The organism is Bacillus sp. PK3-067, from assembly GCF_056738645.1.
Window position 1 is genome coordinate 196,066 of the sequence record NZ_CP096491.1, and the last position, 15,956, is coordinate 212,021.

Consider the following 15,956-nt stretch of genomic DNA (forward strand, 5'->3'; position numbering starts at 1 on the left):
CTTACATAATGAATTTGTTCATATAGTTACCCTTCTTTGCGATACTCTTAATAGTATGCATTGTTATAGTTAATAATCATTATATAAAAATTCTATAATACTATATAAGTAAAGACTATTTATACAATGGAGGTTTACACTATGAAGAATCTACTAGAGTTTCTTACCCATCCATTTATTCAATATCCATCCTTGCCAATATTCAATATTTATGCGTCGAGAAAACATTAACACACATGAATAATTAGCTGATATATGAATAGGTGAATGGCATTGCCACGAAGGATAAAACAAAATGTTTATTGAGTATAATCTTAAATAACTATCAATAAAAATACTTTTAGAATTAGCCCTAATACAAGGAATATAGATATTTATTTTACTTTCAAAGGCTGAAACCTTGCTGAATAGCTACTGAAAATAAACATAAGAAAGACGTTCTAGTCCATATGGATTAGAACGTCTTTTCACTTTACTTCATACAAATACTGATTTTTCACTTATTTATTTTGCATTGCACTTAAAAAATCGATAAATTCATCTTCATTTACAGGTTTACTGTAGTAATATCCCTGAATTAGATAACACGCATTACGTTGTAAGACTGTTAATTGTTCTTTCGTTTCTACCCCTTCTGCTATCACTTTCATGTTTAAAGTATGAGCTAGCGAAATAATGGTTTGTATAATTTCATCTCCATCAGTAGAAGTTCCGATCCTATTAACAAATTCTCTTGGAATTTTTAAAGTATCAATTGGATAAAGAGGCAGATACGCTAGTGAAGAATAACCTGTACCAAAATCGTCAATTGATAAATGTACACCATATGATTTTAATGCTTTTAGCTTCGATAAGGTTTCTTTTTCATCTACCATTGCTATTCGCTCTGTTAATTCCAAATCAATAGAATTAGCAGGTACTCCTATCTCTTCTATAGTAGATATCATTGTTTCAACAAAATCTTTCTGTTCAAACTCTATAGCTGATAAATTTATCCCCATCTTTAGATTTGAAAAACCCGCGGAATGCCATTCTTTCAGTTGTAGACACGCTTTCTGTAACGTCCACTTCCCAATTGAAATAATCTGCGCCGTTTCTTCTGCGATAGGTATAAACTCAAAAGGAGAAATTAGCCCAAGTTCTGGATGTTGCCAACGTATTAAAGCCTCTGCACCAATAACCTTACCTACCTTACTATCAATTTGTGGTTGATACAATAAAAACAACTCATTATTTTCAATTGCATTTGGTAAATCCTGTTCTAATCGTAATCGACGGGTTACTTTTTGAGATAATGTCTCGTCATACATACAAACAGCATTGTTACCTTTTTCCTTCGCGCTATACATGGCGATATCAGCGTGTTGTAAAAGTGTAGTAGTATTTATTCCTCCAAATGGATATACTGCTATTCCTATACTAAGAGATAAGTAAAAACTATGCTGATTTACTACAAATGGTTCTTCAGTTATACGAAATAGAGTTTTACACAAATCCAATAGCTGTTGCTCTGTTTGGTTCTGGACAATGATCGCAAACTCATCACCACCTATTCTTGCTAGAGGAATAGTCGGTGACAGACATGTCCTAAAACGTTTGGCAACTTCTTTTAACACCTTGTCACCAATCGAATGACCAAGTGTATCATTAATGGTCTTAAAACGATTTAAATCAATATACAGGAGCCCAAACTTATCCTGTGTTTTTTGTGCACGCTTAATGGATCTATCTAATTCTTGTTGGAAGAATATACGATTTCCAATCTCCGTCACCGTATCATGGAATGCAAGATAATTTATCTCATCCTGTTGTTGTTTCATCCTCGTTATGTCTTTTACCATTACATAGCTCCCAAAGGTTTGTCCTTCTATCATAATAGGAACTATAGTGACATACCAAAAGAGTATATCCTTCTCATTGTTATTTTTCACACGTAACTGTAGCGAAGAAGAACTACATCGTTTCCCTTTCTTTATAGCTGCTTCCAATTCAGATTTATCTTCATCTAAAAAAATAGAGAAGCACTCTTTCCCTATTAATGTAGCACTTTCTTTTCCTAATAACATACTTCCAGCCTGGTTTATATTTAATACGATACCGTTTGAATCAATCGTTAAAATAGGATCCGGATGATACTCATATAATGACTTAAATCTCTCTTGATTTTTTACCAAATCATTAGATTTATTTATTAATTCCCTTGTTCTCTGAGATACTGTTTGTTCTAATTGATTATTAAACACTTTTAATGTTTTAGTTAACTCTTTGTTTTGCATTCGTACGATTGTATGACGAATCAGTACAAATACAAAAGCAATACAATTTCCCGTAATCAATGTAGCTGAAGAAGTTTGCTCTTTCAAAGTAAAGCCAATTAAGATTGCAACTGCAAGATAAGGGAATATACCAAGAAGTTTCTCTCCAAATGTCGGATTAATAATAAAATAATTTCTTTTAGAAGAAGTATTCTTTGGGATTGTAGCAGCAATAGCAATAAATAATAGGAAAACTCTATACAAACACCTTAAAAATATAACTGAACGCTCTGACAAATCATCCTGTAAGTAGAAATACAAGTAGTCCGTAATAGCCAATCCAGTTAATACTAGGATAAAAATAAACAATTTACTTTTTGCATTGAAAATAGCAGGTCGAAAGATTAGTGTAACTCCAAGTAATAGAAGCAATAAATCTATAATCGGAAAAATAAATGAGAGAAAAACATCTCCAATTGATAAGAATAAGATATTTGCAGATGGTTTATTAAATAGGTACCACTCTAATGTAAAAATAGCAGTAACAACAATGCATAAATCACAAAGTAAATACGCTTTCTCCCATTTGTTACATTCCATTATAATTTTATAAAAGAACGCAAAGAGAAAGAAAAATAAGAAAAACAACAAAAATACATCAGAGATATTAAAATTTTGGATTGGTAATTCTACATTAAGTACTTGAAAAGCAGATATGAAATTCCCTATCAAGAAACACCCTATCGCAATAGTAATACAAACCCAGAATACTCCTAACTTAATTTTTCTGGATAATATAGAATACAGTAATGAGATAAATACAGTAGTTTCAACAACTAAAGATGATAGCCGGATATTAAAATCCGATACGAAATAAAGACTCGGAAAAATAAATAAAAATATAAAGCAAAAACTTATATAAGCTATTAAAGCCAATAGCAATACATAAAATTGCACATATGCATGTTTACGCAATGGACTCCACCTTCTTGAGATTTTTCTATACGTTTATTAAGAAATGTCTTGATAGTGGCACAACTCCTACTAATTAAAATGTGTGCTACCTATTATCCATATTATGACCTTTTTAAAAGATTTCTTTCTACATACAACAGCCTTATTAACTTTTTGTAGATTTTTACAATTTTTAATACTGAGAATTCGAAATAGGATACATTGAAAAATGTAATTTTTTTAAGCATTTTCGCATCGTAAATTTGGATAGCACAACTTATCTACTCTTTAAATATGAGATAAAATCTAATTCTCTATTGGATTATAGTTAACCTCTAACTGTAACCATTATAGTTACAACTTAGATTCATGTCAATTTCATATTCCCTCCTTTTTAATGGACAAAAAGCATGACATATTTTTGAACTATCCCCGCTTTCACTTCGTTTAGAAGAGGAGGGATTCTTAATATTTCCGTTAACTGTGTAACATTACACATTTTATGGTGCATAAATTCATTTACAATTTTTAATCGAACAGGATGTGCCATTACTTTTAATACATCTACATCGTCTTCGTGGATTTCAGCTAGATTTCTTTCAGATATTAATGTTATCATTTCGCATTCTCCTTTATTATTAATTTATATTTTCCTTTTATTCTCAAAATTAATACTTATAGCTGATTACCATTTGTCCTGTTGAGAAAATATATTCTCCTTTTAAAACAAAAAGGACACCAATTCATTAAAACAATTTTTACTGCTTTAATGAATTGATGCCCTCTAATTTTTTGATCAGAATATATCTTGTTTTAAAGGATATTTTCAATTCCTTTTTCTCACATCTAGTAAAAAATTTGTATTTTCTTTAAAATCAATATGAAGAATATTCTTCAAATCCTGAAATCATAAGTTTGCGGCAAACTTATGATTCCTATCACATTCCACATCAATCAAGATAATTAACACTATCAATGTAGTACTAACTATTTTAATTGAATATTAGTAATAGTTAGTCTAAATATTATCAATTCACTTTATATTACATATATGTAAAAATAATAACATGATAAGCTTTTTCAAATTTTTCTCCTGATAAAGATTTGAAATTAGCATTTCAATACTCTCCTTACTGTTAATATGCCTAGAAAAAGAACCCTATGGGGTTCTTTTTCTGTTCATTCCCAAAAATCTCATAAAAAAAAGAAGAGGGATATCTCCCCTCTTCACCAATAAAATCGAACATATTTACAATTAAGGAAGGGCATACATTCATCAAGAGACGAAATGAACGATAATAGTTCACCTAGTGAATTATAACACAAAATCAATTCCATTAATAGCTAATATTAACATTTATGGAATTAATTTTGACATAATTGTTAATGATCTTAATATTAAAAGGCTTTATATGTATGTAAATTGAAAGTAGATAGTGTAAGAATAAAATATAAGGGGGATATACCATGTTTAACAAAAAACAAACATTCGTAACAACGGTAACAGCTTTAACACTAGGATGTGGATTTACATTCGGATTAACACCGGCCTTTGCAGATTCTAACAAGATTTCCGCCAATAATATTCCTGTTCATACTATTCAGAACCAAGAACAAGAACCTTTTACCGGATATGTCATTTCAGTAGAGAACAATTATTTAGTAGTTGCTGCTACGTCTACAAAAGATGAAGCTCTTGCTTATCAACATGATTGGTGGGATCTAGTTTCTCAAAATAAGATTTTAAGGGTCCCTATTTCAGATGGTGAAAACTATACATTAGGCGAGAAATTAAATGTATATGCAGCTGCATGGACTAAATCTCTACCACCAATAGCTGTTATGCCTACAATTGAAAAAGTATTTCAGTAGGTAATATTTCAATAATTAAGCTATCCCATATAAAAAGGAGTCGAATAATGACTCCTTTTTATATTCTTTTTTTACGTTTCCCTGGATTCCTTACCTTCTCGTACCCCTAATATTTAATAAAATGCTTATTTCTCACTAGCTAATGCAATTTTCATCTTAGAAATTATTCCTCATTTTACTTATTTGAATCCTTATCATAGTTTTGAATGATCTCTATTATAAAAAACGCATCCCACCTACATTTATCTATACAAATTTAAGAAATAAATAATTCAAAAATAAAAATACTATAACAAAGAATGTCCATTTGTTTCTTTTCGTTGATTTTCCAACGTGTTGTATTTAAGAAAATAAGGAAATACCTGACATGGTAAATAAAAAAATTGATAATAATCAATCATCTGTAATACCCCATCCATACAAAAATAAGAAGTCTCTTTTTAAGAGACTTCTTATTTCTAATACAAACGACATACATAGGATAAATATACACAATATTATCGGGATGGTGTGCTTTGTTGCCCCTTTATCATAACACACAATATCTCATTTTTGTTTAATAATCCCAATTTATAAAACTTTATCAACATTAAAATATTCCATTTAAAGCAAATGAACAAAAATAGCCCCAACAAAATATTCACTTATAGGATTAGCATATGTAAAAAGTGGCTAACATCCCATTTATAGTTTTTAAAATTTATCACCCCTTCCTTTTAAAGAATACTTAAAATATTGGATATATTACCTTATATCGACATCTTATGTATGCAAAATTACATATCAAACCCAATTGAAAATAATTCTCGTTGTAACTATAATAGTTTCAAGGGGTGGCATTTTCACTTCCTTTTCAAATCTCAAAATATATTAAAGGAGGAACTAACATTATGAAAAAAGCTATTTTAGCAGGAGCACTAGGAATTGCAGTACTATCAGGCATGAATTTACCAGGAGCAGAGGCACTAAAAGCGAGTGCGGCAACTACGAATTTAGAAATTCAAGAAGTTACAAAATATTACTCTATGAATTCCTATGAAGTTTCTCAAAAAGAATCATTTAATCTTAGTAAAGGGGAAGAACTTACAGTCTTTGTACAAAATTCCGGGTTCCCCATTTCTTATACAGTCTTTGATGCAGATAATCAAGTAATTGGCACATACAATGCTAATTCACCATATGGTCGCGTATTCAAAGCACAAAAAGACGGTAATATTTCTGTTCAATTTCAAGCAGGAGTAAATTCTTCTTACATGAAGAAAATGAATTTTACAGCTAAATTTGCAGTTTCTAAACTTAACCAACAATAAAAAATTTAACGATCATCTTTAAAAGCAAATTAAAAAGGTATATCCCTTCAATGGGATATACCTTTAACTTTAGTGAATTTTATATTGACCAGATAACTGCTCTTGCGCCATACGCACTAGACGTTTTGTAATTTCTCCACCTACTGAACCATTTGCTCTTGACGTTGAATCTGGTCCAAGTGTAACACCAAACTCCTGAGCAATTTCATACTTCATTTGCTCAATTGCACTTGCTGCCGCTGCCACCAAAATCTCGTTTGAATTATTATTTTCTCGTATTTGCATTTCTAACACACCTCCATTTAATTGGTAATATCATGCTCTATTTCCAATTAAATATGCAAAATTTATATTTATTTAAGTAAGCATGTGATTTACATTATTAAATTCAAAGTAAAAAAAGTTTTTTCAATAAAATTAATCTGATATTTATTAATTTTATTGAATTTTAAACTCTCTAATTAATTCTTTAACTCTTGTGATAGCCAACTGAATGATGTTGATAGTTCTCCACTTTCTTGTACATACATTTCTTGCTCTTTCATACTAGTCTCTACATTACTACTGCTATCCAAATATGTATTGGAAATATGTAATAATTCATTTACAATCTGAACAATGTTATAAATTATATTTAGTATTTGTTAACGGCCAGAGGAACGAAATAGGTATGAAAAAGTAGCTAATTTGCTAGAATGCCCAAATAGTATTTATTTTAGTGTGCTTATTGGTGAAGAATGGAGACTGGTTTTAATTTAATTTTTTTCGAAAATAAAAAAGAGACCTATTTATTAGATCTCTTTTTTACTTTATCCCAGCTTAATTATTCTATTTTCTTACTTAAAAATCTAATATCCCCATAACTTCTTTTGCAAATAGTTTAAATCTACGCAAATTCTATTCTTTAATGCAGGGCAGATTTATAGCCCGTGAAAATGTTATTTCATTTTTGAAGACCCTTTTACAAAATCCTTAATATCCTTTAATTTTTTTCCACTAATATTATCTTTGATGATTGAAGATATTTCATTTTCAATATAAAAAGTTTTCTCTTTAACCTTTACCTCAAATTTATATTTATATTTATTTTTATTCCAATCTATTAGATTGCTTTTTAGTTGCGCAATATCCCTTAAATCAAACTGAATCATAAAAGGTTCTACAGCTGGATAAAAATGTCCAAGTTTACTATTTTCCTTTAAAAAAACTATATATGTGTCACCAGATTTAGGTTTTATATACAATGGATCTTTATTTTTCACTTTTTTTGTAAACACTTTCGTAGCACCTTTCAGAATTATTCCATTTTCATCAATAACTTCATTACTTTCCTCTAATACGAGGCTTTCTGAGTATCTATGGTTTATTAAAATTTTATTCTCTACGGAGTCCCCTTTTAAAATTTCTTTAACATGAAAATTAAACAGATGGCCTTCGACATCTTCATCTTGAATCTCATATGATGAATTGTTTGCCATATTCCATTTAGAGTGTAAACCTTTATATTTACCTAGTACAATTACATCTGCTTCTTCTACCATTTCACTTAAATAATTTGTAGTTTTGAATGTCTTACTTAATACTATAGTTTCAGAATTTGATGAAACATTAGACACTTCTGCTATATCTGTATTTGACCAAATTGTTTTACCAATAATAATTAAAAAAGTAAATATTAATAAACATAGATTCCATTTTATTACTTTATGTTTATACATTATAATAACGTCTCCTTAAAAGATATTTTATACCATTTTCTCAATATAAATATTCTGAATCTTTAAAAAATATTAATTCAAAACAAGATAATGATGCTATAATTCTCTTGTTAAAAATAATCTTTGGAGGGATAATATGAATTTTAGAAAAGGAATTACTGCATTTTTATTAGGTAGTGTATTTGTCTTTTCCAGCGTTGGAGTTTCAGAAGCTTATGTAAAAGAAGGATGGAAGCTACCTTCAAAATCAGCTACATATAAGTGGGGAGACAGATTAGACGATGGCTCCAGTATCATTAAATCTGGTTGGCAAGCTGCAGATTCAGCCTGGTACACTGCTTCTCGTATTAACTTTACAGTTTCTTCTTCTTCAGTGAACAAATTAAACTCTTGGTTTGAAAGTTCCTCTACTTATTATGGAAGAATGAACACAACTTATAATACATCCACTAAAAAAGTAACAAAATTCGCTGGTGATATTAATGCAGGGAATACAAATATTACAAAATCTAATGTTGCTAAAAGTACAGGAGTACATGAGTTTGGTCATGCAATAGGAATAGGTCACAACAGTGGCACTTCAATTATGAACAGCAATCGTAATCGTACTACTATGCATGTCCCTCAAACTGACGATAAAAATGGTGTGAATGCAATCTATTAACAGAAAAAGGAGAGGATTTCTTAATGTTAAGTAAAAAATCAAAAACTATAGTAATTGCAATTCCTTTAGCTGCAGTGATTGGTTTAGGAGGATATTCAACATATAATAGTCACTTCTCCAATATTGCTGGCGAAGATAAGAATGCTGAAACTGTCATTCTCAGTAAAGATTTCCCTGCTACAAGTGATTTAAATCAAATGATTAATGAAGCCGATCTAGTTGTAATTGGTGAATATGGAGGTCTTGACTCTAAGTGGAATATGGCACGTAATCCAAATAATCCATCGGAAGAGGACAAAGAAAATTATGTTGAAGGACATCTATATAATTTCAATATTTCCGAAACAATTAAAGGTGTGAATGAAAATAAACAAATAAAAATCAACCATCGTTTTGCTGAAACAGTTAAGCTTGAAGATTCTAATGCAGTAGTTGCACCAGATGGCACAGTTACAAAACAAGCTACTAAGGTAACTACTAAAGAGGTTCAAAATAAGGATCCTTTATATATCGAGCCTAAAGTTAATAAAAAATATATGATGTTTTTGAAGAAAGATCAATTATTTGGAAACTACTACGGAGCAATTGAACCATTTGCAATTACTTTTGATGAAAATAACAAAGCTGACCTTCAAACAAACATAGAAACTATTAATGAAAGTAAAATGTCTTCCAAGGCAGAAATTGCAGGTAAAACAATTGTATTAAAAAATGAAATACATGAAACTATTACTGACAATATTAGTGGTAAGACCCTTAATGAATTAAAAGATCAAGTAAAACAAAATGCTAAGTAATAACCATAACTTATAATAATTTATCCTAATTCATACTATAGTAAAAATTAATTTATTAAAGTTGTCATAAATTAAATACAAACTATCTTGAACTACTCCTACTTCCACATCGTTTAGAATTTTTGGATGAATGTCATGAAATAATAAAAAGAAAGGGCTTATCTTTAAGTAATACTTAACATAAGCACCTCCTTTTCTATCTAATTATTTAAACACATTCGTTTCCATCACTCTATACAGCAATTTCTATAACAATGGATTACCTATCTCAAATAGTGAAAACTACAATTAGTTGAAAAATTAAACATTTATGCAGTTTTTTGGACTGCACTATTACCAGCAATTGCCGTTATGCATATAATTGAAAAAATAGTTCATTTCTAAATTTATAATGAGGCTACACTGAATAATATATAAATGTAGATATAAGACACTTCACTACACTAAAAATATATCCAGAAGTACTTTCCTCCTCATATGGTTGAAAGTACAGCAGATAGGCTCTTATACTATTACACATAAGAGCCTATCTGACTAGTATTATTAACAACTATTTTTATAAAAGTCTTTCATACTAAATAAAAGATATTTCTACAATTATTCTGGGAAAATGAAGCTAGAGTTCCCTTCACCATTAGCTGAATCCTCTTTTGGGAATGTAATAGTAGATCCTTCATTTTCTTTATTTTCTTTATTTCCTTTATTTATTTCTTGCTCCTCAGGAAATACAATGGAAGAATCATTACCTAAGTTTGGTGAAAAACCTAGTTTAGATAAAATAGCTTTTAAGTCAGGTAAAACACCAATTTTGTCAGAGATTGGATCGTTAGATTTCGTTCCAGTACTAGAATCACTTAAAATATCCCTAAGCTGTCTTGGTGTATATACTCTCCCCTGATTATTTTTTGCAATTCCTTGAATTGATGCTGCAGCACCAGCAATAATAGGCGATGCACTAGATGTTCCAGCAAAACTAGATGTATATAGATTTGTTATAAAATCACTTGGTTTAGCATCTGTAGTATCTACTGCATTCCCCCATCCATACACATCCACTCTACTACCATAATTAGAGAAATATGAACGTTTATGAGGAACCCTTGCAGAAGCTGCCCCAACCATAATTGCCCCTGAATCTTTAAAATCAGGACTATTACGATTTAAAACTTGTTTACCATTATGGTCTCTAAATTGATCCAAATCATTTCCGCCGTTTGCACCTGCTTCAATAATAATTATTCCCTTATTTGCTCCTATACGAATTGCATCAAATATGTCTGGTTTTACTTCCACTGGAAAATAGTTCTTATCTCCATATCCATCGTAAGTTGCTTGTGCCTCTAGTAAAAGAATATCTCCAGCTTGCATATTGTTAACCGCACTTAAAATAGCATCAGCTGTATTATAATTTCCGTTATCCCTAATCTGGGATACAACCTTTACCTTAGCCTTTGGTGCAATCCCAATTCCACCTATGTTATTATCCTCTGCAGAAACAATTCCCAATACTGAGGTACCATGATCATGGTGTTCACTCTTATTCTGTCCGGACATCAATTCAATCTTTTGATTCACTAAATCTTCATGACTTAATAACCAACCATACTCCATATCTACGAAAGTAGTTCCTTTTCCGTCCCCACCATTTATACTCCAAGCATAAGGTGCATTAATTCCTAATGGTGCTGGTTCAAGGTAACCTTGTCTTGTAAGTCTAGGCTCATCATATGGATTAACAGATAAATTTGGTAAACGCTCTTCAGGTGGCGTTTCTTCTTCCTGTAAATACGCCGTTTCAATAAGAGATGATTTCTCAAACTTTGCAAGTAAGGCTTGTACATCAATATCACCTTGGTTTTCTACAATATAATAGTTTAGCAAATTGGAAGAAATATGTTCGGAGTCGTTTATTTCTCTACCTAAATTTTTAATTTCTTTAGGATTTAAAGAACTAAAAAGTCGATTTATAGTTACATTTGGGTATTCGTTTAAAATTCCAATTAATCCAGGATCTTGTTTTTCTTCTTTAATGAATTTTTCTATTCCATCCTGATATGGCAAATTTGCCTCATTTTTAAATTTTAAAATTAATTGTTTCGTAACTTGCTTATGTACAGTAGAATTCAATTGCTTATTTGAATAATTGTAACTAGTCGCATAGGCAACTTCTGATTTATCACTTGGAAGTAGTCCACCCACCCCATTAAATGCTGTTAACGCAATTGAAGAAACTATAATTTTTTTAAAAATTTTCAAAATGTGCACCTCTTTTAATTTATATATGATTATAAAATGCTTTATATGGCCTTAATTCTTTTTATATAAACTTCTTATATTTCCAACTCCGCTCATTTTTTAATATTTGCTTAAACATCATTAATACAACTACTTCATACCATCAAACCTATTAATTTAGCTGCATAACTGTAACAATTATAGTTACACCCATAACAAATAGTCAATCTAATTTTTTATGCAATTTCGCATTTTAAATAATACATACTTCTAATTATTTTAGGATAAGTTAAACTTCTATCATTTTAAGTAATTGCATATATGTAATATAAAGCATGTAAAGGAGGTCAAAACGTGGTAATCTCAAGGCAAGACTCCTGGACTAACGATAACGATTTACTTCTCGCATCAACAGTACTCCAGAATATTCGCAACGGTGGAACATAGTTAGCTGCATTCAAGGAAGTAGCAAAGCTACTAAACCGGACACCTGGAGCTTGTGGATTTCGCTGGAATTCATACGTGAGAAAACAATACCAAGAGGAAATACAACAAGCAAAACAAAATTGAGAAGTAGGAAACAATATTTCTCCCTCTCAACAAAAAAAAAGAAACATACTCTTTATCTATGACATTAGATGATATTATTCTCTTTCTACAAAATTATAAAAAAACATATGACTTTACAAACTTGCAAAGTCAAATAAAAAATTTAGAGACAGAAAATCATTCCCTTCTACAACGTGTAACTATGTACGAAGAAGAGTATCGTATGTTACTTAATCATATTAATAAGACAAGAAGTCTAGTTGAAATTAATTAAATAAAGTAGCAAATTACTTTTATACACTTAAGTCGTCACCTAAAAAACTCACTATATATAAATTAAGTTTAAACACTAATAAATAAAGTGCACGTTTAGTATTAATAAACGTGCACTTTATTTAATCCTTAAAACATAAAATTAAATTTTCAACTCATTAACAATATTAAAATTAAGATGTTTGTTTTATAGGTATTTCTTTACTTCTATTCTCAATAAGTCTATCTAATAGTAAGTAAACAAATCCAGAAATAATACAACCCACACCTAAGATTGTAAATAATATATACCCTAAAAGCTAATCCAGTAATACACCACCTAGAAGAGGTCCAAATACATTACCTGTGATCCCATAAGAATAGGAAATGATTGAATACAAAGCGAGAACACCCAATCGTTTTGTTGATTAGAATTGCTTGTGCTTGATTTGGATAGATACGAAACTTATAGGCTTTATTAATCATTATTTGATTCACCTCCATTTCGGCATATGACTACCATAAACCAAACATACGTTCGATAGGTAGTGAAGTAATACTTTCTATATGTCGAACAATTAAGATGGCTTCCTGCCATTCCTTGTTCGAAGCCAATTCATCTCCCACCTACTTACTGGACTGTGACCCTTCACGCCCTTGAGGAAGGAGTCTTCTTGACTAAAATGATAAATGGTCCCCTTCACCTTCAATTGGATCGACTACATCTTCATTAAAAGATTCAACATGTTATCTACCATATCTATTAAACTAGCGGTTTTTATTTTCCCTAATTCCTTTCCCTACCTAAGGTACCCAAAAGTCCACTGGATTCCCGAGGCTACCATCTACATTTTTGTCTCTGAAAAGACATTTTGTGCCACTAGACGTAACTGTAGATTCCTGAACAAGCTAAATCATGAAAATACACACAAAGATAGATTATCATCCATTACATTACTGTTTTGCTTCGTTCGAATAGAAAAACTCGGAAGAACGCCACTTGTTCGATATCTCCTCAATATGATAAGGTGTCGTTCTGCAGCATCCACCTATTAAACGTGCACCTGCTTGGTACCATTCTTCCGTTTGTATATTCAACGCGTTACATTGTTCATGACCATACCATGTTTTTGTTTCTGGATTATAAATTTCACCAGAGTTTGGATAAACAATAATCGGTTTTTTGGTGTTTGCCCTCAACCCTTGGATTGCACCAGTCACAATGGTTACTGGCGCACAATTGATGCCTATCGCTACAATTTGTTCACTTTTCTCAAAAGCTCGTGCACACTCCACGAGTTTCTTACCTTCACTAATCTCTTTCTCATTTTTTAGCGAAAAGGAAAGCCACGCATATGTTTCTGGAAACTCGCGCAATAATGTATCTAATACTCTTGCTTCTTGCAGGGAAGGGATCGTTTCAAATGCCAATAGATCTGCACCTGCTTCGATTAACGCAGACATTCTCGAACGGTGAAAGTCTGCTAATGTGTTATCTGTCACACCATAGTTGCCTACATACTCTGAACCATCTGCAAGGTAAGCCCCGTACGGACCAACTGATGCAACAACCAAGGGTTTAGGCCTATTCGTTTGCGTATTTTCCTTCCAAAAATCATCTCTTGCCCTTCTTGCAAGTAACACCGTTTTCTTAATTAATTCTAAAGCTTCCTGTTCTTGTATTCCACGCGCGAAAAAACCACTAATAGTAGCTTGATAGCTTGCTGTTATGGCACAGTCCGCTCCAGCACGAAAATAGTCCAAATGAACCTGATAAATTAGCTCCGGATTTTCTAGTAACACACGTGCCGACCAAAGAGGATCGTTCAAATTACATCCATGCGCCTCCAATTCTGTAGCTAATGCTCCGTCAAGAAGCATAATGGAATGTTGGGATAAAATATCATCAATAGGGTTGATTTTGTTCGACATAATCTACGCCCCTCTTTTTTAGATTTTTTGTTAGATAATAACTTCCATAGCAAAACAAAATAAACGGTATGCCGCAATATAAGGCAATTCTCTGTGTTGGATCGAATGCAATTCCAATACACGATGCCAGACAAAGGATAAAAGAAGCAATTGGTACTAATGGATATAGTGGTGTGCGATAAATCAAGTCCTTCTCAGAATTTCCTTCTTTCAAAAATTGTCTGCGAAATAGGAACTGAGAAGCACTAATACTCATCCAAACTACAACTACTGCTAGACCGGAAATGGAAACAAGTACGATATAGACAGTATCTGGTGCCACAATACTCGAGAGCAAAGCCAAAGCTCCACCTACCATGCTGAAAATGACGGCGTTGATTGGAACACCTTGCTTCGTCATTTTTCCAAAAATCGGCGATATCATATTCTTATTAGCAAGCGACCAAAGCATTCTAGAAGAGGCATAAAGGCCTGAGTTTGCCGCAGATAAAATGGCTGTTAAGATAACGAAATTCATTATGTCAGCTGAATATGGCACCCCAATTCGTTCTAGAACTGCAACAAAAGGGCTCTCTAATACCCCCGCATCGGAAATAGGCAATAACGCAGATAAAACAACAATCGTTCCTACAAAAAAGATGATCAATCTCCACAGAGTAGTTCGAATTGCCTTCGGTATCATTTTTTCCGGGTTCGCTGTTTCTCCAGCTGCAATACCTATTAATTCTGTTCCCGAAAAAGCAAAATTAACCGCAAGCATGGTCATCATAATAGCCGTAGCACCATGGGGAAATAAACCTCCACTTGTAAAATTAGAAAAGAATGGTGCAGCTTTTGAATGAGTCATCGGAAGAAACCCTAGCATTGCCGCTACTCCTAAAACAATAAAAATCGCAATAGCTATAACCTTTATTGTTGAAAACCAAAATTCGGATTCGGCAAAAAATTTAACAGTCAGGACATTTAATACAAAGATCAAAATGGCAAAAAGAGCACTCCATACCCAAACATTAATTGATGGAAACCATCGCTTCATAAGTAATCCTGCGGCTGTAAATTCAGAACCTAAAGCAACAGTCCAAGTTAACCAATACAACCAGGCTACTGTATACCCTGTACCCGGTCCAATGTATTTAACTGCATAACTATGAAATGCGCCCGTTTCAGGCATATGTACGGAAAGTTCTCCTAAACATAGCATAACTAGATAAACCACTAGCGCACCAACCAGATAGGATAGAATTGTTCCAAATGGGCCAGCTTGTTGAATAGTGTAACCCGAACTTAAGAATAAGCCAGTTCCAATCACCCCACCAAGTGATAGCATGACTAAATGACGTGCTTGCATTTTCCTTTGAAATTCTTGCCCATTTTTGTTCTCCATTTCTACTCTCCTTTAGTTATTACCCAGAAAAAAC

Annotated in this window: 10 protein-coding genes and 5 pseudogenes; 5 read left to right on the forward strand and 10 right to left on the reverse strand. The window is 31.9% G+C overall.

Annotation, left to right across the window (positions count from 1 at the left end; translation table 11 throughout):
- Positions 1-500 precede the first annotated feature (500 nt).
- Both M1D73_RS28720 and M1D73_RS28725 read right to left on the reverse strand, forming a co-directional pair.
- Positions 501-3,230: a putative bifunctional diguanylate cyclase/phosphodiesterase gene (locus tag M1D73_RS28720; protein ID WP_481158043.1), complete on the reverse strand. Its 2,730-nt coding sequence runs from the start codon at positions 3,228-3,230 to the stop codon at positions 501-503.
- A gap of 436 nt (positions 3,231-3,666) precedes the next feature.
- Positions 3,667-3,828, reverse strand: a pseudogene (locus M1D73_RS28725) (ArsR/SmtB family transcription factor); the annotation flags it as partial.
- A gap of 848 nt (positions 3,829-4,676) precedes the next feature.
- Here M1D73_RS28725 and M1D73_RS28730 point away from each other — a divergent pair.
- The gene (locus M1D73_RS28730) at positions 4,677-5,081 is read left to right on the forward strand and encodes a DUF3221 domain-containing protein (protein WP_003254435.1); all 405 of its coding nucleotides are present in this window, start codon (positions 4,677-4,679) and stop codon (positions 5,079-5,081) included.
- A gap of 890 nt (positions 5,082-5,971) precedes the next feature.
- The gene (locus M1D73_RS28735; RefSeq protein ID WP_000709194.1) at positions 5,972-6,391 is read left to right on the forward strand and encodes a hypothetical protein; all 420 of its coding nucleotides are present in this window, start codon (positions 5,972-5,974) and stop codon (positions 6,389-6,391) included.
- Between the two features lie 69 nt (positions 6,392-6,460).
- Here the strand turns inward: M1D73_RS28735 and M1D73_RS28740 are convergent, their stop codons facing one another.
- From M1D73_RS28740 to M1D73_RS28750, 3 genes and pseudogenes are all read right to left on the reverse strand, one after another.
- On the reverse strand, positions 6,461-6,676 hold the full coding sequence (locus M1D73_RS28740) for an alpha/beta-type small acid-soluble spore protein (protein ID WP_001167052.1): 216 nt from the start codon (positions 6,674-6,676) through the stop codon (positions 6,461-6,463).
- 153 nt (positions 6,677-6,829) lie between these two features.
- Positions 6,830-7,032: pseudogene (locus M1D73_RS28745) on the reverse strand (methyl-accepting chemotaxis protein); the annotation flags it as partial.
- Between the two features lie 297 nt (positions 7,033-7,329).
- The gene (locus M1D73_RS28750) at positions 7,330-8,109 is read right to left on the reverse strand and encodes a hypothetical protein (RefSeq protein WP_098212711.1); all 780 of its coding nucleotides are present in this window, start codon (positions 8,107-8,109) and stop codon (positions 7,330-7,332) included.
- A 136-nt stretch (positions 8,110-8,245) separates the two neighbouring features.
- On the opposite strand from M1D73_RS28750, the gene M1D73_RS28755 reads away from it, so the two are divergent.
- Both M1D73_RS28755 and M1D73_RS28760 read left to right on the forward strand, forming a co-directional pair.
- On the forward strand, positions 8,246-8,773 hold the full coding sequence (locus tag M1D73_RS28755; protein ID WP_001011319.1) for a matrixin family metalloprotease: 528 nt from the start codon (positions 8,246-8,248) through the stop codon (positions 8,771-8,773).
- Between the two features lie 23 nt (positions 8,774-8,796).
- Positions 8,797-9,570, forward strand: coding sequence for a cardiolipin synthase (locus M1D73_RS28760; RefSeq protein WP_086400845.1), 774 nt, complete (start codon positions 8,797-8,799; stop codon positions 9,568-9,570).
- Between the two features lie 597 nt (positions 9,571-10,167).
- On the opposite strand, the gene M1D73_RS28765 is transcribed toward M1D73_RS28760, so the two are convergent.
- Positions 10,168-11,826, reverse strand: coding sequence for a S8 family peptidase (locus M1D73_RS28765; RefSeq protein WP_098212710.1), 1,659 nt, complete (start codon positions 11,824-11,826; stop codon positions 10,168-10,170).
- Between the two features lie 333 nt (positions 11,827-12,159).
- Here M1D73_RS28765 and M1D73_RS28770 point away from each other — a divergent pair.
- Positions 12,160-12,628: pseudogene (locus M1D73_RS28770) on the forward strand (RsfA family transcriptional regulator).
- Between the two features lie 172 nt (positions 12,629-12,800).
- On the opposite strand, the pseudogene M1D73_RS28775 reads toward M1D73_RS28770, so the two are convergent.
- From M1D73_RS28775 to mmuP, 4 genes and pseudogenes are all read right to left on the reverse strand, one after another.
- Positions 12,801-12,977: pseudogene (locus M1D73_RS28775) on the reverse strand (MDR family MFS transporter); the annotation flags it as partial.
- A pseudogene (locus M1D73_RS28780) lies at positions 12,973-13,092 on the reverse strand (helix-turn-helix domain-containing protein); the annotation flags it as partial. The pseudogenes M1D73_RS28775 and M1D73_RS28780, both read right to left, overlap by 5 nt.
- Positions 13,093-13,560: 468 nt before the next feature.
- On the reverse strand, positions 13,561-14,538 hold the full coding sequence (gene mmuM, locus M1D73_RS28785; protein ID WP_098212708.1) for a homocysteine S-methyltransferase: 978 nt from the start codon (positions 14,536-14,538) through the stop codon (positions 13,561-13,563).
- Entirely contained in the window at positions 14,513-15,922 is a 1,410-nt protein-coding gene (gene mmuP, locus M1D73_RS28790; protein WP_098212707.1) for an S-methylmethionine permease, read from the reverse strand. Before mmuP ends, mmuM begins: the two co-directional genes overlap by 26 nt.
- Between the last annotated feature and the right edge of the window lie 34 nt (positions 15,923-15,956).